Genomic DNA, 21379 nt, shown 5'->3' with positions numbered 1-21379 from the left:
CTCTGGCTTTGATGGGGCTGTGTCAGGCTGCCTGAGCGGTTGCCGGTGCTTGAAGCGACTGTTTCCAATTCCATGGCAACAGGTCGTGTAGCCGGCTTTGGGGGATTTCGGCGATGCGAGCGAAGACGTCGGCAAGCCATGCCTGTGGATCGACGTCGTTGAGCTTAGCGGTGATGATGAGGGTGGCGATCACGGCGGCCCTGTCGGCACCACGTTCGGAACCGGCGAACAACCAGGCATTTCTACCAAGAGTCCATCCGCGCAGGCTGCGTTCCGCCGCATTGTTCGACATGCAGATCCGACCATCATCGGCGAAGCGGGCAAAGCTATCCCAGCGGCGTTGTCACGTTGTCCATTCACGTCTGCAAAAGGGTCGTGAAACACGCAGTTTAGACGTGCGCAGCAGTCGAACCGCGCCACTCGTTCATGGCTGCGGCGCGCAATGACTTCAGGGATTTGCGCGAGATGAGGTGACGTTCGAGGTTGAAATTGTTATAGACGGCAGCATAAGTCGACAGAAAGCGTTGCGCCGATCCCGGCGACTTGAACCTCTGCATTCGATGTTCTCGTCTTCGTGTCGGCTGATGCGAATTCTCGGCTCGGTTGTTTTGGCGCTGGCCCTGCTCGTGCCGCGCCGAAAGGCCAAGCTCACGGATCGCGGCACCATAGGACCGCAACCTGTCGGTGATGATCACCTCCGGCGTGAATCTTTGTTTTCTGAGCAGTTTGCGCATGAGCCGGATGGCCGCGACCGTGTTCCGCCGCGTTTGTACCAGCAAATCGAGGACCTCGCCCTCGCTGTCAATGGCCCGCCAGAGCCAGACCCGCTTGCCCGCGATGGTCAGGACCATCTCGTCCAAGTGCCAGCGACCGCTTGGACGCGGTCGTCGTCGACGCAGTTCCCGAGCAAACCGCGGCCCGAACTTGGCGACCCAGCGACGAACGGTCTCATAGGAAATGTCGAGCCCGCGCTCCGCCAGGAGATCCTCGATGTCGCGGTAGCTCAGGCAAAAGCGAAGATACAGCCAGACTGCATGCTGAATCACCGTGGGCGGAAAGCGATGGCGGGCGTAGGATATGGACGTCATCCCTCGACCTTAGCACCGCCCAGACGTTTACGTGACAATGCCCATGGCGGCCTCGACGTCCGCGCGTATCATCATCGGGGTGCCATCGGCGCGACCAGTGGCGCACGAACTCAAAGAGTAGGCGACTTTGTGCCGTTTCCAGGTTGCGAGCGTCCGACATCGGCCGCACTATTCGGTCGCCGCCAATTCACGGCATATATATGCTAGTTCCAAGGTCGATTTCAGCTCAGGCAGGCGCAATGAAGCGGATACCTGATCGCCTGTCACCCGAAAGAGCGTCGCTACAGGGGTAGACTTTGCACTCTCTGGCCAAGTCACAAGTTGTTCCACCACCATCAACCGTTGACTGACAGGGTGCCAAGAGATCGGGCGGAGCTTGATGCCTGATCTGGTCGAGATTTTTTGCGAGAGGTTTAGCTTTCTTTCCGGATCGCTCCCCCGAGACGCTTTGCCCCCTCGACAAGAGTAGCGGTCGTCCCGGCGAAAGTCAGCCGCAGGAAAGACCCGTCTGGATCGGCCGGGAACCACGCACGGCCAGGACCTACAACGACACCCTGCCGGGCCATTTCGGCGGCGAGCCCTGTATCGGAGATATGATCCGGCAAGCGTATCCATAGGTGCATGCCGCCTTGAGGAACCCGGAACGCAATCCTGTCCCCCAGTTCGGATTTCAGGGCTGAAACCAGCGTGTCGCGTCGCTCGACCAGGGCGGCGCGTGCCTTTTGGAGGTGACGCTTCCAAGCCGGTGCCGTGACCGCCGACAGGGCCGCCGCTTGCAAGGGGCCGGAGACGAAGAAATCGTCACACCCACGCATCGCCTTCAGCCTCGCCAGCGCCGCCCCGCGCGCCATCACGGCCGCAACCCGCAAGGCTGGCGCGGCCGACTTCGCCAGCGATCGGATATAGATGACATGCCCGTCCCGGTCGGTCACGGCGAGCGGTTCGGGGGCCGCGTTGGCAAGGTTGAAGTCACGCGCCCAATCGTCCTCGATCACGAATGCGCGGGCTTCCGCAACGGCGGCCAAGATGGCGGCGCGGCGTGTTGGCGGCATCACTGCGCCGCTGGGATTGGAAAATGTTGGCTGGCTGTAGAAGACCCGCGCACCCGTCCGCCGAAACGCATCGGCCAGCAGACCCGGCCGCGCGCCATGTTCGTCCATCGGGACCGGGACGAGTTCGAGGCCCGCCGCGCGTGCCGCCGAGATCGCGCCGGTATAGGTCGGCGTTTCAACCAGAACGGGGCGGCCGGGCGGTACAAGCGCCCGGAAGGTCGAGGCGATGGCTGCCTGTCCTCCAGGATAAATGATTACGTCATTCGGCGTGAAAACAGCGCCACGGCCGACCTCGCGCGCAAACCAGCCGCGCAGCGATTCCAGACCCTCGACCGGCAGGCGATCCCATAGTTCGGAGCGCGTTGCGACTTGCCTCAAGGCGCTTGCGAGAAGGTCAGTGGGCTGAAGCTCAGGCGGCAGATAGCCCATGCTCAGCACGAGGCTCCCGGCCGGGGGCAACGTGGTCAGCGCTTGCATCACGCCGTCGTCGCCGCGCGCAGAGCCAAGGGCGGCCGATTGCCAGGAGAAATCGGCTTCCTTCGCTCTGTCGGCCGCCGGCGGACGAACAAAGGTTCCCTGACCAGGGCGCGGCTCGATCAGTCCTTCACTCGCCAATTGGGCAAAAGCGCGCTCGACGGTCTTGGGGCTGACACGATGCTCCTGAAGCAGTTCTCTAACCGATGGAAGTCGGTCGCCAGGGCGGGCGTCGGCGATGACTTCGCGGAGCGATTGAATAACGGCGGAAAGACTGTTATCTCTTTTCATGAGAAATACAGATAACACTTCCCGGTTAGCAGCGGAAACGCTTTCGCCGGTCTCAAACCCGGCCCTTCAGGTCATCACCGCCGACATGCTTGCCGACAGGTTGCCGGCGAGCGTTTTTGTCCCTTATCTCCTCGTCGCCTTCGTGCACACAATGGCCTACGGATCCAGTTTCCTGCTTTCCGACTTGCTGCGATCGGTAGGATATGAGGGTACGGTGGCCGGTTCGGTAATCAGCGCCGGCATTCTCGCCACGCTAGTCGGAGCTTTGTTCGCGGGGCATGTGGCGGAACGCGCTGGTATCATAGTCCTAGTGTCCGCTTCGGTAGCGGTCATGGCCGGGGCCATGACCTGCTTTGCCCTGACAGGCACCGGCGGTCTGCCCTTCGCCTATGCCGGAGGGCTGCTGCTTGGTTTGGGCTGGGCGTTGTTCTACATGCTCGCCCCGATCCAGATCATCCATTGCCTGAAGCCAGCGTCGCGGCTGGAGGCACTGATGCTGCTGTCCGGATCGCAGATGCTCGGCCTCGGCATTGCCGCCCCGCTCGGCCGCTTCGTCGCTGGCCGCTTTGGCGGGCCAGGCGCCGCTTATGTCTGCTATGGCGCTCTTTGCGTCCTGGCAGCGGCGCTCGTGCTGTTCATCCGGCCGAAGATCAAAAACCAACCCCAGCTCCCGATGCACGCCGTTGCCCTTTCGCTCAAAGCAGTCTTCCCGATCCTGCGGGCCAGGACTGTCCTGCCGGTCATGATGATGGGCATTGCCGCCTGTATCTTCGCCGGCCTCTCTGTATTCCAGAGCCTCTATGCCCAATCACGCGACCTCGCGCCGGATATTTTCTTCCTGACCTTCACCGTCACCACGGTCGCCTTACGCTTCTCGGGTGCGTCGCTGGTCGGCAAACTGCCGCTCGGTCCTCTCGCCTTCACGCTCTTTCTGGTGACCCTGGCAGGAATCGGGCTCCTTACTGTGAACGGAGGAAACGTCACGCTCTACATCGCAGCCACCATCCTGTTCGCGACCGGGTATGGCCTCACCTATTCGACACTGAATGCGATGGTGGTCAATCTGGCCGGGGAACGGAACCTGTCGGTGCCGGTGGCCTCGCAGGTGTTCACGCTCGGCTATTTCGTCGGCCAGTTCGGGTTTCCCTATATCGGCGGGAGTCTCATTGCGGCGCGCGGCATCGACGCCGCGTTGCTGGCAATGATCGGCCTGGTCGCTGTCAATATCGCGATCGCCAGTTTGACGCTGAAACGATCGGCGTGAGGCCGATGTGAAGTCGGTTAACTGTCGTATGATAGGCTCAACATCACGGCCTCATGACGGACTGGCTACGCAGGGGACTGCAAGTTCCCATATCCTCGGTTCGAATCCGGGCCGCGAAGTGTCGCGAAAGTCCGTCGCATAAGTTTGACTTTTGCACCTGACTTTTGCGACAGGATTTTCCCCGAAAATTCAAGGGTGGTGCGTCCTGATGCAAAAGTCAGCATTTCGGCTTGAATCTGACCGGACCCGAGGTTGGCCATAGCGTAGGAACGGCAGCAATCGACGGGACGGGAGGGATTCTAACCTACCGCCGGATCAGAATATCAGCTTCCTTCAAGCTGCAATGAATATCCCAATGCTCGCTGACGAGAACAACGAGGAACATAGACGCCAAGGCTGCGCCAGGCGCGCGAGCCTTCGCTATCTTACAAAAGAAGGGTCTTAGAGGCACCCCTTTCAAGGTGTTTTAAATACTGATGTCGGAACCTTTGCTCGGATCAATGGAGCGCGGGCGAAGGTGATGTGGCAAGCAGTGTTGGAGCGATTTGAGCGGCATGCGCCAGCGAGCGTTATGGCACGTCTGACGCTGGAGCAGGTCTTGCCGTCGAGCTGGGTTGATGAAGTGTTCGAGGCACACCGTGAGCGCCAATATATGCGCGAACTGTTGTTCTCGACCATCGTGGAGTTGATGAGCCTTGTGGCCCTTGGGCTTCGTCCTTCCCTTCATGCGGCAGTGAAGCAGATGGACAATCTACCGGTCTCGCTGGCGGCCTTGTATGACAAACTTCGTCGGACGGAACCGGCGATCTTGCGTGGCTTGGTCACAGGGAGCGGCCAGCGGCTGATGCCAGTGGTGCGATCCATGGACTGTTCTGCGGTGTTGCCTGGCTGGGCGCTTCGGATTGTGGATGGCAATCATCTTCCTGGCAGCGACAAACGCCTTACGGTCCTGCGGGACCATGCTGGTGCGGCGCTGCCGGGCCACAGTCTGGTTGTCTATGATCCGGACACGGGTCTTGTCTGCGACATGGTGGCCTGCGAGGACGCCTATGAGAGTGAGCGCATTGGCGTGCTGCCTCTGGTGGCCAGCGCCCAGGCCGGCCAAGTCTGGATCGCGGATCGCAATTTCTGCTCTCTGCCCGTGATGCTCGGCCTGCATCAGGCGTGGGCCTGCTTCATCATCCGTGAGCACAGCACGCATCCCCGCCTGATCGAGCAAGGGGCTTGGAGTGACCCCTCGCATATCGAGACAGGCACTGTGCGCGAACAGACCATCAAGGTGCTGAACCTGCACGATACGCAGCCCGAGCCAGCGAGGTGGCGTCGCATCGAGATTACGTTGGATACGCCGACCGAGGTCGGTGAGACGCAATTGGCGATCTGGAGCAACCTGCCCGCCGAGGTTGAGGCGGCGACAATCGCGTCCTTGTATCGCCGGCGCTGGCGTATCGAGCATATGTTCCATCGCCTCGAATCGGCTCTGCACAGCGAGATCAGAAGTCTGGGGCATCCACGCGCGGCCTTGCTTGGCTTTGCCGTGGCGCTGCTGGCCTACAATGTCGTGGCCTTGCTGGAACGAGCGATAGAATGCGCCATACGGCCTGTGCAGCCGCAGTTCGAGGTCTCCGCATATCATCTGACCCAAAGCATCAAGAGCGGGTATGAAGGCATGCTCATCGCCGTTCCGCCCGAACAATGGGGCCAGTTCGTCCCGGACCACCCTCAGCGTCTGGCCGAAAAGCTCCTGGAGTTGGCGCGCAATATAAGACCGGCGCAGATCGCCGCCAGCAAACGCGGGCCAAAACTCCAAAAGCCCAAGGAATATGTCGAGGCCGAAAAAGCCCGCGCTCACGTCGCAACCGCTAGACTCCCCCCCAGCCGACAAAAGAAAACACCTTGAAAGGGGTGGGTCTTAGAGGGTTATAGAGTAGACATAGTTCTCATCATCACCCGCGACGGCGCGCCATTTCCTTGGTGCCAAGGTTGGGGCCGAGGGTGCTAGTCCCTTCGCCCGCTCCACCGCGTAGGGGCAGGCCTTTCGCTGCGGGCCTTTCTCCTTCAGCGAGCGGTGTCTCTCGAGCAGGGCGAGACAAAGGGTGCGGCGCTTCGCCCTCGTGCAAGCCGCTTCATCCAGACGAGCATCTCTCCCACAACGACAGCTCCACACGGCCAAGGAGCCCGAGGCTTCGCCACTGCGCTGGCCCTCGGCCCCTGATTCACGCCGGTGAAAAGTCTCCCAGTCCAGTGAAAAGTCTCCCAGTCCAACGGCATGTCCGAGGCGTTCTTGAAGACCTTCCAGCTGCAGATCATGGTTTTGGTCGATCATCGTTATGCGCTCCCTAGCCGACCAACTATCGGGATAGGGGCGGCCAGGTTCCCCTGAGCCGTCCCCTCCCACACCACCCGGCATGCGGGTCCGCACCGGGCGGTTCGAGGAGTTGAGGTTATCCCCGAGCCGTTCGTCCTTCACCCCGCCGTTCAGGCTTCATCACTCGATAACAGAGATTCGGCTTCACCTCGTCCCTGGTTAACGCGCTCGGATGTCCATCCGACTTCTGATGCCGTGCCTGCCCGAGAGGTAGAGGTCACGCACTCTCCTCCTCGTTTGGCCCTTCGTTCACGGTTGTCCGCTCCCTACTATGGCCTCTGCTGACTTCTCGCTCCGGCTTGCACCGTCGCCCTTTCAGGCATGAGGCGAGATCTCCCCAGGTAAGAACGCACTCCTTCACTGCACGACCGCCGGATTTACGTCACCGACCTTTGGTCACAAGAGCTTCGCGGAAACGTGCCCGCTCGCCCTGTCGGCACCGCCTTCTATCCGGTTCTTGTTCATCGGCCCGCAGCTTCGATCCACGCTTCCTCCCCACGCTCGGTCACCCTCTCGCAGTTGCGCTTCTCTTCGCTCGCTGTGACCAGCTTACGGCGGGACTTGCACCCGCAAGAGTGCGCCCATGCTGGGCGCACACGAAAAAAGACCCAGTGCAATTGCACTGGGTCCAGTCGTGACCCGCAGGTCTTGGGAGGCTTTTTTCCCGTACCGCTGCCCCTAGGAGTGCTGTTCCTTCAATTCGTCATCGAGCCCGAGGGCCAACGCGATAAACTCATCGGCCATGCGTTCGTGATGACTATCAAAAACGAAGACGGGCGCGCGCAGCCTGGGCGTCGGATAAACGCCTTGCTTCCACAGAAGCCGCTTGAAGAAGTGAATCGAGTGCTCAAGGTGTTGGTTGGAAAATGCGAGGATCGGCAAAGCTCGCCTGAACAGCTTTGTAGCCCCGTCCCGATCGCCAGCCTGATACAGTTTGTAGATGCCTACGTAAATGCGATGAAGCGAGGTCGGCATGAAAGCGTCGACGCCCCGGTCCAAGGCCTCGATCAGTTGCATGACGGTCCACCCGCCGGACACATGCATCTTGCCTTCGGAGGCTTTCTTAAGAGCGGTGTACTTTGGCCCGGCGTCGGCAGTCTCTACTTTAAGTGATCGGAATTGCGGGATAGCCCCTAAGCCTCCAGGAGAGAAGCGAGCGGTACGCCAGTTCCGTTTGCATCCCAGTCCTGCACCATCAACGGCAGAGCCGCAGCGGCGGCCACCTCTTGCAGTTCCTTCACATACTGACGAACGTTCTCGTACGGCTGGCTCACTAGGATCAAATCGCTGCCAAGTTTTGCGAGACGTTCCGCGTTCCTGCATCGTTCAAGGTGGCTAGGTGCGGACGCTCCTGCGACGACTGTTGCCCTCCCGCGGCTAACCTGGAGAACGGCGGCGACCATAACCGCGCATTCACGGGGGCAAAGTGCTCAACTGGCTGTTGGCATTCACACGTCTCTTTCAGCAGGCAACTTTCGGGCGATCCTGATGGAGCACTGGCGCCGTTTTCCCGACATCGAGCTGCACATGGTCGACGGGTCGAGCGATCATCTGATTTCCGCGCTCACCGGTTCGGCAATCGATATCGCCTTCGTAACGGAAGAAAATCCGAGGTGGACTGACAAGTCGCTCCCGGTCTGGACCGAGCGTGTTGTCGCCGCCATCCCGGAGAGCCATCCGCTGATTGGCCGCGACCTGGTTCATTAGGCCGAACTGACGAATGAAACGCTGCTTATGCCGCAGCGTGGTCCCGGCCCCGAATTTCTAAAGCTTGTGCTCAGCAAGCTGGACTGTTCGGAGCCCAGTCGTGTTATCCGCCATGACATGGGGCTCGATCGGTTCTTGACGCTTGTCGGACTCAGTCGTGGCATCCTGCTGGCGCTGGAGGGTGCAACCGGGGCATCCTATCCGGGTGTGATTTTTCGAGAGGTGCATGACGCCAACGGGCCGACGCGGCTCACCTTTCGCGCGTATTGGCGGGAGGCCAACCGCAACCCGTCCCTCCCGTTCTTTCTCGACCTTCTTCGCGAGCGCTATCCTGATCTTTCGGTGGATCCCGGCGCGGCTTGAGCCGACCCTGCGCGGCGGGCCTTCACGAAGCCTCTATCGGTGGCCATGAAGCGCTGGATCATAGGCACGATCAGCTTCGCGGGATCTGAAGCCCCCTGCCCGCTCGTTCGGCCGAGCACCTCGGCATAGCTCTGCAGGTCCCGAAACACCGCCGCCGGAATCGCGACTGTCAGCTTAATCGGCTTGTCGTCGGCGAGCGGTCCAAGCTTCAGTTTCGTCATGGCGAATTTCCTTCTTGACCGTAAGGCGCCAATGCCAGGTCGCGCGAGACGACAACCCGGACTGGGAAGCCCGGCCGGATCGTGAGGGTCGGCTGGATATTGAGCTGGCGTTGCACGATCTGCTGGCCGGTCTGGCTGATCGAGTTGGAGGCCCCCGAGCGGATGGCTTGCACCAGATTGTTCTCATCCTGGCTGGTGCCGGCTTCGGCGCCGACGCTGAGCAGCGTCGAGAGCACGGCCGCCTTGAACAGCATACCCCAATGATTGTCGACCTCGTCCTCGAGCCCAGCATAGCCGCCGGTGTCGGCACCCGGTTCGCGTTCCAGCACGATCGAGGTGCCGTTCGGCATAATGAGGCGGGTCCAGACCAACAGCACGCGCGACTGCCCGAAGGCGACGGAGCTGTCATACTGTCCGATCAGTTTTGCGCCCTGCGGAATGAGCAGGTACTTGCCGGTCGGTGAATCATAGACGGCCTCCGTCACCTGCGCTGTGATCTGGCCCGGCAGGTCGGACCGGATGCCGGTGATAAGGGCGGCCGGAATGACGGTGCCGGCCTGCACGACATAGGGCGAGGCCTTGGCCTGGAGCTGGTCGGGGCTGACCGTGCGCTTGTCAATCGCCGCATTCAGGAACGCCGTTTTACGATCCTGCATATTCTGGGCGGAGCCGGCATCGACTGGCGGCGTGGAATTCGCGGCCGTGTCCGTTCCAGCGATGAAGGGTTGCGCCACGGGAGCAACGCCCTGAGGTTGCTGGGTGGTTTGAGCGAAGAGTCGGCTGACACGCGCGGCTTCCTTTTCTTGGGCCAGACGCTGGACCTCGGGATCGGGCGTGGTCGCCGTCACGACCGTGTTGGGGGCCGCCCCGGCGTTGAGGATCGGCCGGCCGAGATCGCCGGGCAGCGGCGGTCCCAACGGCGGTGCCTGGCGCGGCAGGCCGGTATAGTCCTTCGGCAGGCCAGCCAGGCCGTCGGCCGAAGGACGGTTCTCGGTCGAGAGCAACTCCTGACCTGTCCCCGACCTGTTTCGGGTCTGGAGCCCATAGCCGAGCGCCCCCGCGATGGCGAGCGCCGCGACACCGGCCAGGACGACTAGAACCCGGCGCGACAGGCGCGTGACGCGCGGCTGCCTGCCGCGGAGCCGCAGGTCCGGAGGCACAACCGGTGTCGGCGTCTCGTCCCTCTCCTCGTTCGGCTCGTCCGTCATGACCGCGGCCTGCCGTCAGTGCGGACGATGCGCACGCGCCGCTCACTGTCCTTGTCACCAAGGCGCAACTCCGCGGCGGCAAACAGCCGATCGACGATGTAGTAGTTGCGGTTGACCCGGTAGTTCACCAGTTCGGAGCCGCCGGCGGGACCGATGATGAAGAGCGGCGGCATCTCGCCCTGACGAATGCCTGACGGGAATTCGATATAGACCTTCTGTCCGTCATCGAAGGCGCGCAGCGGCCGCCAGGCTGGATTGTCGCCCTGGATCGCATAGCGGAAGTTGACGGCGGCGAGATCAACGCCGGCGGCGATCGGTGCCGCGGTCTCAGCCTGCTGGTTCTGGCGCCGGAGCGCGATCAGCTGGTCTTCCGGATATTGCCAGGAGACCGAGGCCATGTAGGTCTTCTCCGTCGAGCGCAGCTCGAGGAGATAGGTCCGCCGATCGGTGTTGATGATCAGGTTCGTCACGAGTTCCGGCCGTGTCGGCTTGACCAGGATGTGGACCTTCTTCGTCGGACCTGCGCCGCTTTCGGTGTCGCCGACGATCCAGCGCACTGTGTCGCCGGCGGCGACCGGTCCGGAGCCAACGAGTTGCTCGCTGTCCTGCAGCGCGATGTCCGTGATCTGACCGGGCGCGGTGTAGACCTGAAAAAGGGCGCCGCTGGAAAAGGGATAGACCTGCACGGCGTTGATGAAGCCGGCACGTACAGGCTGGACGCGCGCGGCGGCGTTGGCCTGGTTGACGCGGACATGCGGATCACGAGCCTCCGGCAACGGTTTACCACTCGGCAGCGGCTTCAACTGACCGGGCAAGGGCAGCGGGCGCGGCAGCTCGACGATCCTGATCGGCGCCGGGGGCTCGGCCGAGAGCTTAGCCGGCGCCGCTTCATCATAGTTGATGTCGGGCGGAATGAAATTGTGCGCGCAACCGCCGAGCGCGGTGACGGACATCAGCAGTGCCGCTAATCCTGCTCTACGGAAACCCGCAAGACCTCCTTTGCGGCTCTTCCGATTTGCGGAGATGCGGAAAGCCGGACCGCCGGCATCTAAGGAAATCGGCGGGGTCATTGTCCCAGCTCCTTCGACCAATTGATGGCGTTGACGTAGATGCCGAGCGGGTTCTTGCGCAGCCGGTCGGCATCGGTGGGCGGCTGGATCGCGACGGTGAGGATGGCGGTCCAGCGGGTGGTGTCGGCAAGCGCGCCGTCCTGATAGCGGCGCTCGACCCAGGCAACGCGGAAGGAATCGGGCGAGGCGCGGATGACGCTGGAGACGTCGAGGGCGATCTGCTGCTTGCCGAGCTTGCCGAACGGATCGTTGGCACGGGCGTAGTCGTTCAGTGCAGTTGCTCCCGCCGTCGTCGTGAAGTCATAGGCCTGCAGCCAGTTCTGGCGCACGATGATGGCATCGGCCGGCAGCGAGCGGACCATCTCGACGAAACGGGCGAGATACCAGGCAATCTGCGGATCGGATGGCGTGTAGTCGGCCGCTGCGGGGGCGACCGCCTGCGCTTCGCCGAGCTTGTCGACCTGCACCACCCATGGGATCGCTGTGCCATGCGTCGATTGCCACACCAGGCCACCGGCGAGCCCCATCGACAGCGCGAGCGACCCGAAGGCCATCAGCCGCCAGTTCTTCGCCTGCACCCGCGCCGAGCCGATGCGCTCGTCCCAGGCCTGGGCGGCTTTCTGGTAGGGGGTTTCGGGTTCGGGGGTGCGTCCATAGCGCACCGTGGATCGACGGAACATGGGGCTATTGCCTTTCGGACAGATCGACGGAATGGCCGCCGCCACGGGAATCCCCCGATTTGATGGCGTCGGCGGCGGTCGAGGCGCCGCGCTTCATGCGCTGCGCCCAGGCTGGCGGTGACGAAGGATTGGAAGGGCCGGCAACACCCGAGTCTGGAGTTGCGGAGCCGCCCGCCGAACCGGCAACGGCCTGCGCGCCGGACTGATAGCTTTCCTTCAGGCTGCCGGCTGCGCGCGTGACAGCACGCCTGAACGGCGCTGTCGCAGCACCGCCAGCGGCACGGCCGACGCCACCAAGACCGGAGGCGACGCCTGCCGCGCCCGGCTGTCCAGCCGAGCCGAGGCTATAGGCGGACGAGGCCGCGCCAGCACCAAAGGACGCCCCACGCGCGGCAGCGGCTCCGCCAGACAAGACCGCGGCACCGCCTCTAGCAGCAAGGCCCGTTCCGGCGGCAGCAGCCATGGCCGCACCTGCAACCGCGAGGCCGGTGCCGGCGGCGGCACCCGCGCCAAGTTGCGGCGCGCCGGAGACAAGACCGGTGGCAATGCCGGGACCGAAAATGCCGAGACCAAGCAAGGCGAGAGCAGCCAGCACCACGGACAGCGCCTGCTCGATCGTCGGCTGTCCGCCGGCATAGGTTTGGGTGAACTGCGAGAAGAGCCCGGTACCGATGCCGACGACGACGGCAAGCACCATGACCTTGACGCCGGACGCCACGATATTACCGAGCACCTTCTCGGCCAGGAACGCCGTCTTGTTGAAGAGCGCGAAGGGGATGAGGATGAAGCCGGCGAGCGTCGTCAGCTTGAACTCGATCAAGGTGACGAAGAGCTGGACCGCCAGGATGAAGAAGGCGATCAGGATCAAGATCCACGATACCATGAGCACGGCGATCTGGATGGCGTTGGTGAAGATCGCGACCGGCCCCACCATCTGGTTCGCGGCATCGAGCAACGGCTGGCCGGCATCGAGCCCGACCTGGGCGAGGCGGCCGGGCCGCAGGAAGTCAGCGGTCGAGATCGAGGAGCCACCGGCTTTCAAGCCGAGCCCGGCGAAGCTGTTGAAGACGATGGCGGAGAGGTTGTTGAAGTTGGTGATGATGAAGGCGAAGAAACCGATATAGAGGGTCTTCTTCACCAGGCGCTGCAGCACATCCTCGTCGGCGCCCCTGGCCCATAACAGGCCCGCCAGCGTGATGTCGATGACGATCAGGGTCGAGGACAGATAGGTGACATCGCCCTTGATCAACCCAAAGCCGGAATCGATGTAGGTGGTGAAGGTGTTGAGGAACGTGTCGATAACGCCGACATTGTTCATCGTGCCTCTCCCGATTTGGCGTTGGCCGGCGCAGAGGCTGGCGGCAACGGCCGCGCCGGCCTGCCGAAGAAGCGGCGGCGGTTCTCCTGCCACACCCCCTGGCAATGCGGGTCTTCGGCATCCTGTTGGCCGAGCCCACTGCACCGACGTAGCTCGGCCGAGAGATCGTCGGGCGAAGACGTCGTGTGAGGGTCTCGGTCGATCGACGTGGCTGGATGTCGGTTGATCACGGTCAGCGTTGCGATGAAGACGCCGATAAGGACAACGATCGCCAACGCGCGGAAAATGTCCGACCGCCCCATCGTCCAAAACCTCAGTTGCCGTGGAACATGGTGACGTTGCCGGGCACGTAGCCGGAGCGCGTCGAGAAGATCTTGTACTGCTGCTGGCCCTGCGATTCCGTCGCCGCCTCCCGCGCTTGTTCCAGCGCATCGGCCCGACCTTTGGCAGCGAGCAGCGCCACCAGGTCAGAAAGCTGCTGCGATTGCAGCGCCATGAGCTGATTGCCGGCCTGGGCGGCTTGTAGAGCGCCGGTCGCCGACTGGCTGGCGGTCACCAGCGACGACATGGCGGAACTGTTGCTGCCGATGTTGCCGACGGCACCCGCTTGCACCTTCAGGCTGTCCTCGAACGCTCCCACCGAGTTTTGCCAGCGCGTCTGCGCCGCGGCGAACAACGAGGCATTCGATCCGTTTGTCGGCGCGGCACCATAGCTGCTGGAATAGGCCGTCTGGATTTGCTGGACGTTAAAGGCGATATTCTGCGCCTGGCTGAGCAAGGATTGCGTCTGGGCGATCGACGACTGAAGCTGGGTCAGCGTCGACATCGGCAAATTGGCAAGGTTGCGTGCCTGATTGACCAGGCTTTGCGCCTGGTTCGTCAGCATCTGAATCTGATTGTTGATCTGCTGTAGCTCGCGCGCCGCCGTGAGCACGTTCTGCACGTAGTTCGTGGGGTCGAACACAATGATGGCGTGAGCCGGCGGAACGGCGAGCGCGAGCGAGAGGGCAACGGTGCTCACTGCCGCGAGATGGCGGAGTTTGATCATAGGGATGTCTCCAGATTGGCGAGGTCGGGGATGAGGTCAGCGGCCCAGAGCAATTCGCGGTCGGCGAGCCAGGCCGACGTAAAGGCTTCGCGACCATGCTCGGCGACTACACGCTCGATCGCAGCATGGTCGGCCTTGGAGGACGCGGCGCAGAAGGCGAGCGCGACCGGGCCGAGCCCCAACTCAAACAGGCGGTTGCCACGCCGGGACTGGCAGTAGTAGTCCCGCTTCGGGGTCGCTCGCGCTAGGATCTCGATCTGCCGATCGTTCAGGCCGAAGCGGCGATAGATGGATGTGATCTGCGGCTCGATCGCACGCTCGTTCGGCAGGAAGACACGGGTCGGACAACTCTCGACAATAGCCGGCGCGATCGAGCTGCCGTCTATGTCGGAAAGCGACTGCGTGGCGAAGACGACGGAGGCGTTCTTCTTGCGCAGCGTCTTCAGCCATTCGCGCAACTGCTGGGCGAAGGCCGGATCGTCGAGGACAAGCCAGCCCTCATCGATGATCAGCAAGGTCGGGCGGCCGTCGAGCCGGCCCTCGATGCGGTGAAAGAGATAGGTCAGCACGGCGGGCGCGGCGCCCGCGCCTATCAAGCCCTCGGTCTCGAAGGCCTGCACCGATGCCGACCCCAGAGGCTCGGCCTCGGCATCAAGCAGCCGGCCGTAGGGACCACCAACGCAATAGGGTTGCAACGCTTGCTTCAGCGCGGTCGATTGCAGCAGCACCGCCAGGCCGGTGATCGTGCGTTCATTGACGGGCGAAGACGCCAGCGAGGTCAGCGCCGACCAGATATGCTCCTTGACGGTCGGGTCGATCGTGACGCCTTCCTTGGAGAGGATTGCCGCCACCCATTCGGCCGCCCAGGCCCGCTCGGTCGCGTCATCAATACGCGCGAGCGGCTGGAGCGAAACGCTGTCCTGCGATCCGGCCGACAGGCTGCCGCCGAGATCATGCCAATCGCCACCCATGGCGAGCGCTGCGGTCCTGATCGAGCCGCCGAAGTCGAAGGCGAAGATCTGGTTGTGCCGATAGCGCCGGAACTGCATCGCCATCAGCGAAAGCAGCACGGACTTGCCGGCGCCGGTCGGCCCCACGATCAGGGTGTGACCGACATCGCCGACATGCAGCGAGAAACGGAATGGCGTCGATCCCTCGGTCTTGCCCAGGAAGAGCGGGGAGCTCAGGAAATGCTCGTCGCGCGCTGGGCCTGCCCAGACCGCCGAGAGCGGGATCATGTGGGCGAGATTGAGCGTCGAGACCGGCGGCTGGCGGACGTTGGCGTAAGCATGCCCCGGCAATGAACCGAGCCACGCTTCGAGGGCGTTCACCCCCTCGAGCATGCAGGTGAAGTCGCGGCCCTGGATGACCTTCTCCACAAGGCGCGACTTCTCGGCCGCGATACCGGCATCCTCGTCCCACACCGTGACGGTGGCGGTGATATAGGCCTGGCCGACATCATCGGAGCCGAGCTCCTGTAACGCCAGGTCGGCATCGACCGCCCTGTTGGCGGCGTCGGAATCCACCAGCGTCGAGGCTTCGTTTGTCATCACCTCCTTCACGATCGCGGCGACGGACTTGCGCTTGGCGAACCACTGGCGCCTGATCTTGGTGAGCAGACGAACTGCCTCGGTCTTGTCGAGGAGGATGGCGCGGGTCGACCAGCGGTATGGAAAGGCGAGCCGGTTCAGCTCGTCGAGGATGCCGGGATGCGTTGCGGTCGGGAAACCGACGACGGTCAGCGTGCGAAGGTGATGGGACCCAAGCCGCGGCTCCAGCCCGCCGGACAGCGGCTCGTCGGCGAGCAGTGCGTCGAGATGCATCGGCGTCTCGGGAACACGAACACGCTGCTGGCGGGTCGAGACGGTGGAATGCAGGTAGGTCAACGTCTCGCTGTCATCGAGCCAGCCGACCTCGGGCATGAAGCCTTCGACCAGTTGCAACACCCGGTTGGTGCGATCGACGAAGCCGCGCAGCAGCTCCCAGGGATCGACGCCGGTGTGCGCCCGACCTTCATAGAGCCAGCCCTCGATGCGCGAGGTGTCCTCGGCTGGCGGCAGCCAGACAAACGTAAGGAAATAGCGGCTCTCGAAATGTGTGCCGCTTCTTCGAACGCATCCTGTCGTTCAAGGTCGACCAGCGCCGACGCCGCATCAGGAAAGCTGCTGTACGGATAGGTCTGTGCCGCGACGCGCTGCGCCTCGACGAAGATCGCCCATCCCGAGCCGAGGCGGCGCAGCGCGTTGTTGAGGCGTGCGGTGACGCCGACCAACTCGGCCGGCGTAGCACTATCGAGGTCAGGGCCGCGGAAACGGGCCGTGCGTTGGAAGGAGCCGTCCTTGTTGAGGATAACGCCCTGCTCGACCAGCGCCGCCCAGGGTAGGAAATCGGCGAGGCCGGCGGGACGATTGCGATATTCGGTGAGGTTCAGCATCAGACCCTCACACGCCGAGATAGGTCGGGTAGCGCAGATGCCGGCGCACCACGTCGACGAAAAGCGGATCACGCTTTGCCGCCCAGACGGCGGCGGTGTGGCCGACGGCCCAGATCAGCGCGCCTGGAATCCAAAGGCGCAGGCCGAGCGCAATGGCGGCGGCGAGCGTTCCATTCGCGATTGCTACCGCCCGCGGCGCACCGCCCATCAGGATCGGGTCGGTGAGTGCCCGATGAACCGGTGCGAAAAAGCCCGGAACGTCCGGATCGCTAAGCGCGGCCATCAGATCAATGCTCCGCCCGAGAATGAGAAGAACGACAGGAAAAAGCTCGATGCAGCGAAGGCGATCGAAAGGCCGAAGACGATCTGGATCAGCCGACGGAAGCCGCCTGACGTGTCACCGAAGGCCAGTGTCAGGCCGGTCACGGTGATGATGATGACCGAAATGATCTTGGCGACCGGCCCCTGCACGGACTCCAGGATCTGGTTGAGAGGGGTCTCCCAGGGCATCGACGAACCGGAGGCATATGCCGCCGGCGTGAACGCCAGCGAGACGAAGACGATCGCACCGAGATCGCCGAATTGGCGGCGAAGGGATGGAAGGATACGAGTCATAACGGCTCTCCAGCTGGGTTGGGTTTGCCGCCCATCTCGGCGGACAGGACGCGATAGTCGCCGGTGGCGGGATCGAGCCCGGCGACAAGGGCAAGTTCGGTAAGGCGGCGCTCGGCGCCACGGCCGGAGAGCACGGCGACGCAATCGATGGTCTCGGCGATCAGCGCGCGCGGAACCGTGATGACGGCTTCCTGGATGAGTTGCTCAAGCCGACGGATGGCGCCGAGGGCTGTGCCTGCATGGATCGTGCCGATACCACCGGGATGACCGGTGCCCCAGGCCTTCAGCAGATCGAGCGCCTCTGCGCCACGAACCTCTCCAATTGGGATGCGGTCAGGCCGCAGGCGGAGCGACGAGCGGACAAGATCGGAGAGCGATGCGACGCCGTCCTTGGTGCGCAACGCTACGAGGTTCGGCGCCCGGCACTGCAGCTCGCGGGTATCTTCGATCAGCACCACGCGGTCGGTGGTGCCGGCGATCTCGGCAAGCAACGCGTTGGTGAGCGTCGTCTTGCCGGTCGAGGTGCCGCCGGCGACCAGGATGTTTTTGCGCGCGGCGACGGCATTGCGCAGCACAGCGGCTTGCCCGACGGTCATGACGCCGGCGGCGGCATAGTCGTCGAGCGTGAACACCGCGACGGCAGGCTTGCGGATCGCGAAAGTCGGAGCCGCGACCACCGGCGGCAGAAGCCCTTCGAACCGCTCTCCGGTTTCGGGCAGCTCGGCCGAGATGCGTGGAGCCCTGGCATGGACCTCGGCGCCGACATGGTGGGCGACCAGGCGCACGATCCGCTCACCATCGGCGGCCGACATGATGAGCCGGCTATCCTCCAAGCCACCCGAAAGCCGATCAATCCAAAGTCGGCCGTCGGGGTTGAGCATGACTTCGACGATGGAAGGGTCATCGAGGAAGGTCGCAATCGCAGGACCCAGCGCAGTGCGAAGCATACGGGTGCCGCGTGAGAAGGCTTCGGAATAGAGAGGTGTGACCGCCACGATCGTCCCCTTCAAAGGCCGATCGCAGCATGCGATTGGCGACGGGGATGATTAGAAAAGGCAATTAATGGGGCGGATCAACAAGGTTTTTACTGCCGTCGAAACCCAGCGTAGCGAGGAGAAAAAAGACTTGCTGAGGCGAGAATCAACTTGTCCCCGTTGCCCTTTTCTGTAGAGGTACCGGTCGTGAAATTTGCGCCATCTCACAGGGCACCCCATGGCCTACGGATCGAGACGTTTCAGTCCGCGCAGATCACGCCAACAGGTTTTCGTGTAAGACCAAGCCTCAGAATAATCGGCAGATGAGGTCCTGCGGCATCTGCTTGTCCGACGCCAGGTCTGGAATCAGCTTGCGCCGCTTAGCGTTTTCGTCCTCGAGCAGAGTCATGCACCGCATCTCAGGCGGTGTCAGGCCCTCGTATTTCTTCTTCCAGTTGAATAGGTCGCATGGCTGATCCCAACCCGCCGGCAGATGTTCCCCACAGGCTCGCGATCAGCACCCTGCTTGAGAATGAATGCCTTCTGGGCCTTCGAAAACCAACTTGCCTTCATCGTCCTACGCTCCTCCCAGCCTTGGGAATCGACCGCGGAAAACTCTACCTCAAGAACGGTCCAGTTTCTTTGGGGGCGGATCAAGACCGATAAAAAATCAAACAAAATCAAGGTCGAAACCTATCCGCGCACAGGTCTCCTAGCTCGCTGTTCAGGAAGTCATAAGGAGCAACCGCCTGAAGACTGATGTCGAAACCGCCCCGATTGGCGGCGTCTGGGTCGAGCGCGGGGAGGATTCCGCCTGTCTTCGCCATTACGGTTGGCGCTATTTGTACATTGAAAATACAGGACTCTGAACTCAAGCCGCTACGCCGCAAAGTTTGGCGGCATCTTGGAGTTCCACGGCCGCGCTTGCTCAAGCTGGCTGGCGAGCCGCAGCAGGGTAGCCTCATCACCAAAACGGCCTGAGAACATCATGCCCATCGGCAGTCCTGACTTGTGCCAAGCGAGCGGAACAGACATTGACGGTTGACCGGACATATTGAAAACAATTGGCATTGGCCAAACGCGCCGGCGTGCTGCCTGGATACGCGCGAGATCAGGAATCATTGGATCAAGCTCTCCAATGCGTATCGGTGGCTCACAAAGCGTCGGACATAAGAACACCTCGCACGTAGTAAAGAACTCGACAAGGGAACGAGAGATTTCAGAAACTGATTGTTCAGCGGTCACGTAGTCGATTGCAGTTCCGATCTGGGCATTCCGTGCGCGCAGGAGCGTTAGCGGCTCGAGATCACTGTCGGTCATTGGGCGACCCAGTCGCATTTCGGCAAAGCGCACTGCCAATGCTACCAAGTTCGCCCCGTTGATAACCTCTCCGACCTCCATCGGATCGAAAGGCAGAGAAGGCACTCGTTCCTCGACATCATGACCGAGCTGCTCCAAAAGCGAGGCCACTTCGCGGACCGCATTCGCAATTTCAGGGTCGATGTGCTCTCCATAAGGAGACTTGGTTGTGAAGGCGATCCGCAAACGGCCGGGGCTACGACCGACTTCATCCAAAAACGGTCGTTCCGCGGGGGGCGCTCGAAAAGGGCTGGTGAGCTCCGGCCCAGACAACGCGTCAAGCATTGCAGCACTGTCTCGCACGCTCACACTGATTACGTGCGGGCATTCAACCAAACTGGCCCACCCTAGTCCGATATCGGGACCGATCGGCGTGCGTGCTCTGGTTGGTTTGAGTCCGAACAGGCCGCACATTGAGGCCGGTATTCGAGTGGAACCGCCGCTGTCACTGGCGTGCGCCACCGGCACGATGCGCGCAGCAACTGCGGCAGCAGTGCCGCCCGAAGAGCCACCAGCTGAATAGTCGAGATTCCATGGATTGCGCGTTGGGCCGTGCAGACGGGATTCGGTCGTGCCCAGCGCGCCAAACTCGGGGACAGCGGTCTTTCCAAAAATTGTGACGCCGGCGTTCAGTATGCGACGGGCAATCGTGCTGCTATGGTCCGCCACGTACTCACTATAAGCGCTCGATCCAAACGTGGTTCGCGTCCCCGCCAGGGTGGTGATGTCTTTCAGCAAGAACGGGACGCCGGTGAAGGGGCCTTCCGGCAAACCCTCCGAGATCTGCCCTCTGGCAAAGTCATAGTGCTTGATGACTACAGCATTGATTTCTGGGTCGATCTTCTCAGTTCTGCGTATCGCCTCATCAAGCAGTTCTTCCGGTTTCACGTCTTTCCCGCGAACGAGCTCTGCAAGACCGAGGCCGTCGTAGTTCGAGTACTCTTCCATTGTCCCGAGACCATCCGCACATCGGTTACCAGGCACGGCTGCCGCCTCTAGACCAACCCATCGACAGGATGAATCCGGTGGCAGGCAGCAGCCGACGTCAGGGCTTGCAAAGGTATCCGCCATCAACGGCAAGGACTTGGCCGGTGATGTACTTCGCTTCTTCAGACACTAAGAACAGCGCAGCGTTTGCGACATCCCAAGCTTCTCCCATGCGCTTCATTGGGGCGCGCTCATTTCGAAGCTGGCGCATTTTCTCAAGATCGCCGCCATAGAATTCTTTGTGCCTCTCGACCATCGGCGTATCCATGAGCCCCGGCATGATTGCATTCACGCGGATGCCTTTATCGGCATAGTCAAGTGCCATTGCTTTGGTAAGCATGTTCACTCCGGCCTTGGAGACACAATATAGGAACAATCCTGGTGAGAGCCTCTCGGCGGAGACTGAAGAGATATTCAAAATCACGCCGCTGCCACGTTCCAACATCGACGGTAGGACCGCGCTGGAGGTGATGAACATGCTCTTCAGGTTGACGTTGATGACGCGATCCCATTCATCGTCGTCGGTGTTGAGGACTCCGCCAAATGTCTTCGGCTCGACACCAACGTTGTTATGAAGAATGTCGATTTGCCCATATTCGTCCAGACACTTTTTGACCATCGCCTCGCAGTCCGAGCGCTGGCTAACGTTGGCCTGAAAAGCAAAGCAGGTGCCACCCTCCTGCTCGATCATCTGGCGGGTCTTTTCGGCGGCCTCCAGATTAACATCAACAAGCATGACTGAGGCGCCATGGCGGGCATAAACGACCGCTGACGCCTTGCCATTTCCAAGGCCGTACCCCCCGGTGGATCCGGCTCCTGCAACGATCGCGACTTTGCCTTTCAAACGCTGGTCCATGC

General features: G+C 62.2%; 19 protein-coding genes and 3 pseudogenes. 4 read left to right on the top strand and 18 right to left on the bottom strand.

Going from position 1 to position 21379, the window contains the following annotated elements:
- Positions 1 to 22: 22 nt before the first annotated feature.
- The 3 genes and pseudogenes from ACMDCR_RS09550 to ACMDCR_RS09540 form a co-directional block, all read right to left on the bottom strand.
- A pseudogene (locus ACMDCR_RS09550) lies at positions 23 to 337 on the bottom strand (transposase domain-containing protein); the annotation flags it as partial.
- Positions 338 to 389: 52 nt separating this feature from the next.
- Positions 390 to 1088 (bottom strand): IS6 family transposase, encoded by a 699-nt coding sequence (locus ACMDCR_RS09545; protein ID WP_413992301.1) that lies wholly within the window; start codon positions 1086 to 1088, stop codon positions 390 to 392.
- 413 nt (positions 1089 to 1501) lie between these two features.
- Positions 1502 to 2905, bottom strand: a complete 1404-nt coding sequence (locus ACMDCR_RS09540; RefSeq protein WP_413992300.1) for a PLP-dependent aminotransferase family protein — start codon at positions 2903 to 2905, stop codon at positions 1502 to 1504.
- On the opposite strand from ACMDCR_RS09540, the gene ACMDCR_RS09535 reads away from it, so the two are divergent.
- Together ACMDCR_RS09535 and ACMDCR_RS09530 are read left to right on the top strand one after the other, a co-directional pair.
- Entirely contained in the window at positions 2904 to 4169 is a 1266-nt protein-coding gene (locus tag ACMDCR_RS09535; RefSeq protein WP_413992299.1) for an MFS transporter, read from the top strand. The genes ACMDCR_RS09540 and ACMDCR_RS09535 overlap by 2 nt on opposite strands.
- A 571-nt stretch (positions 4170 to 4740) precedes the next feature.
- Complete coding sequence (locus ACMDCR_RS09530; RefSeq protein WP_413992298.1) at positions 4741 to 6069, top strand: IS4 family transposase; 1329 nt, start codon at positions 4741 to 4743, stop codon at positions 6067 to 6069.
- A 1146-nt stretch (positions 6070 to 7215) separates the two neighbouring features.
- Here the strand turns inward: ACMDCR_RS09530 and ACMDCR_RS09525 are convergent.
- Positions 7216 to 7554: a hypothetical protein gene (locus ACMDCR_RS09525; protein WP_413992297.1), complete on the bottom strand. Its 339-nt coding sequence runs from the start codon at positions 7552 to 7554 to the stop codon at positions 7216 to 7218.
- Positions 7555 to 7815: 261 nt separating this feature from the next.
- Here ACMDCR_RS09525 and ACMDCR_RS09520 point away from each other — a divergent pair, with 261 nt between their 5' ends.
- A complete protein-coding gene (locus ACMDCR_RS09520; protein WP_413993575.1) occupies positions 7816 to 8244 on the top strand; it encodes a LysR family transcriptional regulator substrate-binding protein in 429 nt (142 codons plus the stop codon).
- 27 nt (positions 8245 to 8271) lie between these two features.
- A complete protein-coding gene (locus tag ACMDCR_RS09515; protein WP_413992296.1) occupies positions 8272 to 8607 on the top strand; it encodes a hypothetical protein in 336 nt (111 codons plus the stop codon).
- Here the strand turns inward: ACMDCR_RS09515 and ACMDCR_RS09510 are convergent.
- The 14 genes and pseudogenes from ACMDCR_RS09510 to ACMDCR_RS09445 form a co-directional block, all read right to left on the bottom strand.
- Positions 8571 to 8828, bottom strand: coding sequence for a DUF2274 domain-containing protein (locus ACMDCR_RS09510; protein ID WP_413992295.1), 258 nt, complete (start codon positions 8826 to 8828; stop codon positions 8571 to 8573). The genes ACMDCR_RS09515 and ACMDCR_RS09510 overlap by 37 nt on opposite strands.
- Entirely contained in the window at positions 8825 to 10036 is a 1212-nt protein-coding gene (locus tag ACMDCR_RS09505; RefSeq protein WP_413992294.1) for a TrbI/VirB10 family protein, read from the bottom strand. The genes ACMDCR_RS09510 and ACMDCR_RS09505 overlap by 4 nt, the downstream gene beginning before the upstream one ends.
- The gene (gene trbG / locus ACMDCR_RS09500; RefSeq protein ID WP_413992293.1) at positions 10033 to 11106 is read right to left on the bottom strand and encodes a P-type conjugative transfer protein TrbG; all 1074 of its coding nucleotides are present in this window, start codon (positions 11104 to 11106) and stop codon (positions 10033 to 10035) included. Before trbG ends, ACMDCR_RS09505 begins: the two co-directional genes overlap by 4 nt.
- Positions 11103 to 11786, bottom strand: coding sequence for a conjugal transfer protein TrbF (gene trbF, locus ACMDCR_RS09495; RefSeq protein ID WP_413992292.1), 684 nt, complete (start codon positions 11784 to 11786; stop codon positions 11103 to 11105). The genes trbG and trbF overlap by 4 nt, the downstream gene beginning before the upstream one ends.
- Before the next feature lie 4 nt (positions 11787 to 11790).
- The gene (trbL, locus tag ACMDCR_RS09490) at positions 11791 to 13104 is read right to left on the bottom strand and encodes a P-type conjugative transfer protein TrbL (RefSeq protein WP_413992291.1); all 1314 of its coding nucleotides are present in this window, start codon (positions 13102 to 13104) and stop codon (positions 11791 to 11793) included.
- Entirely contained in the window at positions 13101 to 13406 is a 306-nt protein-coding gene (gene trbK-alt / locus ACMDCR_RS09485; protein WP_413992290.1) for a putative entry exclusion protein TrbK-alt, read from the bottom strand. Before trbK-alt ends, trbL begins: the two co-directional genes overlap by 4 nt.
- An 11-nt stretch (positions 13407 to 13417) precedes the next feature.
- The gene (gene trbJ / locus ACMDCR_RS09480) at positions 13418 to 14152 is read right to left on the bottom strand and encodes a P-type conjugative transfer protein TrbJ (RefSeq protein ID WP_413992289.1); all 735 of its coding nucleotides are present in this window, start codon (positions 14150 to 14152) and stop codon (positions 13418 to 13420) included.
- Positions 14149 to 16586, bottom strand: a pseudogene (gene trbE / locus ACMDCR_RS09475) (conjugal transfer protein TrbE). The gene trbJ and the pseudogene trbE overlap by 4 nt, the downstream one beginning before the upstream one ends.
- Before the next feature lie 7 nt (positions 16587 to 16593).
- A complete protein-coding gene (locus ACMDCR_RS09470; protein ID WP_413992288.1) occupies positions 16594 to 16869 on the bottom strand; it encodes a VirB3 family type IV secretion system protein in 276 nt (91 codons plus the stop codon).
- Positions 16869 to 17201, bottom strand: coding sequence for a TrbC/VirB2 family protein (locus ACMDCR_RS09465; RefSeq protein ID WP_413992287.1), 333 nt, complete (start codon positions 17199 to 17201; stop codon positions 16869 to 16871). The genes ACMDCR_RS09470 and ACMDCR_RS09465 overlap by 1 nt, the downstream gene beginning before the upstream one ends.
- Positions 17198 to 18196, bottom strand: coding sequence for a P-type conjugative transfer ATPase TrbB (gene trbB / locus ACMDCR_RS09460; RefSeq protein WP_413992286.1), 999 nt, complete (start codon positions 18194 to 18196; stop codon positions 17198 to 17200). Before trbB ends, ACMDCR_RS09465 begins: the two co-directional genes overlap by 4 nt.
- Before the next feature lie 295 nt (positions 18197 to 18491).
- Positions 18492 to 18748 (bottom strand): annotated as a pseudogene (locus ACMDCR_RS09455) (transposase); the annotation flags it as partial.
- A gap of 306 nt (positions 18749 to 19054) precedes the next feature.
- Positions 19055 to 20482, bottom strand: coding sequence for an amidase (locus tag ACMDCR_RS09450; protein WP_413992285.1), 1428 nt, complete (start codon positions 20480 to 20482; stop codon positions 19055 to 19057).
- Positions 20483 to 20579: 97 nt separating this feature from the next.
- Entirely contained in the window at positions 20580 to 21377 is a 798-nt protein-coding gene (locus tag ACMDCR_RS09445; protein ID WP_413992284.1) for an SDR family NAD(P)-dependent oxidoreductase, read from the bottom strand.
- Between the last annotated feature and the right edge of the window lie 2 nt (positions 21378 to 21379).

It is taken from the genome of Labrys okinawensis (assembly GCF_047345005.1).
GTDB classification, from domain to species: Bacteria; Pseudomonadota; Alphaproteobacteria; order Rhizobiales; family Labraceae; genus Labrys; species Labrys okinawensis.
Note: the sequence above shows the minus strand (reverse complement) of the source record. Positions and strands in the feature narration are given on the sequence as shown.

Excerpts from the sequence above, each read along its gene's own strand:
- ACMDCR_RS09545 (WP_413992301.1), bottom strand. The coding sequence starts at position 1,088 with ATGACGTCCATATCCTACGCCCGCCATCGCTTTCCGCCCACGGTGATT.
- ACMDCR_RS09535 (WP_413992299.1), top strand. The coding sequence starts at position 2,904 with ATGAGAAATACAGATAACACTTCCCGGTTAGCAGCGGAAACGCTTTCG.
- ACMDCR_RS09540 (WP_413992300.1), bottom strand. The coding sequence starts at position 2,905 with ATGAAAAGAGATAACAGTCTTTCCGCCGTTATTCAATCGCTCCGCGAA.
- ACMDCR_RS09530 (WP_413992298.1), top strand. The coding sequence starts at position 4,741 with ATGGCACGTCTGACGCTGGAGCAGGTCTTGCCGTCGAGCTGGGTTGAT.
- ACMDCR_RS09525 (WP_413992297.1), bottom strand. The coding sequence starts at position 7,554 with ATGCAACTGATCGAGGCCTTGGACCGGGGCGTCGACGCTTTCATGCCG.
- ACMDCR_RS09515 (WP_413992296.1), top strand. The coding sequence starts at position 8,272 with ATGCCGCAGCGTGGTCCCGGCCCCGAATTTCTAAAGCTTGTGCTCAGC.
- ACMDCR_RS09510 (WP_413992295.1), bottom strand. The coding sequence starts at position 8,828 with ATGACGAAACTGAAGCTTGGACCGCTCGCCGACGACAAGCCGATTAAG.
- ACMDCR_RS09505 (WP_413992294.1), bottom strand. The coding sequence starts at position 10,036 with ATGACGGACGAGCCGAACGAGGAGAGGGACGAGACGCCGACACCGGTT.
- trbG (WP_413992293.1), bottom strand. The coding sequence starts at position 11,106 with ATGACCCCGCCGATTTCCTTAGATGCCGGCGGTCCGGCTTTCCGCATC.
- trbF (WP_413992292.1), bottom strand. The coding sequence starts at position 11,786 with ATGTTCCGTCGATCCACGGTGCGCTATGGACGCACCCCCGAACCCGAA.
- trbL (WP_413992291.1), bottom strand. The coding sequence starts at position 13,104 with ATGAACAATGTCGGCGTTATCGACACGTTCCTCAACACCTTCACCACC.
- trbK-alt (WP_413992290.1), bottom strand. The coding sequence starts at position 13,406 with ATGGGGCGGTCGGACATTTTCCGCGCGTTGGCGATCGTTGTCCTTATC.
- trbJ (WP_413992289.1), bottom strand. The coding sequence starts at position 14,152 with ATGATCAAACTCCGCCATCTCGCGGCAGTGAGCACCGTTGCCCTCTCG.
- ACMDCR_RS09470 (WP_413992288.1), bottom strand. The coding sequence starts at position 16,869 with ATGGCCGCGCTTAGCGATCCGGACGTTCCGGGCTTTTTCGCACCGGTT.
- ACMDCR_RS09465 (WP_413992287.1), bottom strand. The coding sequence starts at position 17,201 with ATGACTCGTATCCTTCCATCCCTTCGCCGCCAATTCGGCGATCTCGGT.
- ACMDCR_RS09450 (WP_413992285.1), bottom strand. The coding sequence starts at position 20,482 with ATGGAAGAGTACTCGAACTACGACGGCCTCGGTCTTGCAGAGCTCGTT.
- ACMDCR_RS09445 (WP_413992284.1), bottom strand. The coding sequence starts at position 21,377 with ATGGACCAGCGTTTGAAAGGCAAAGTCGCGATCGTTGCAGGAGCCGGA.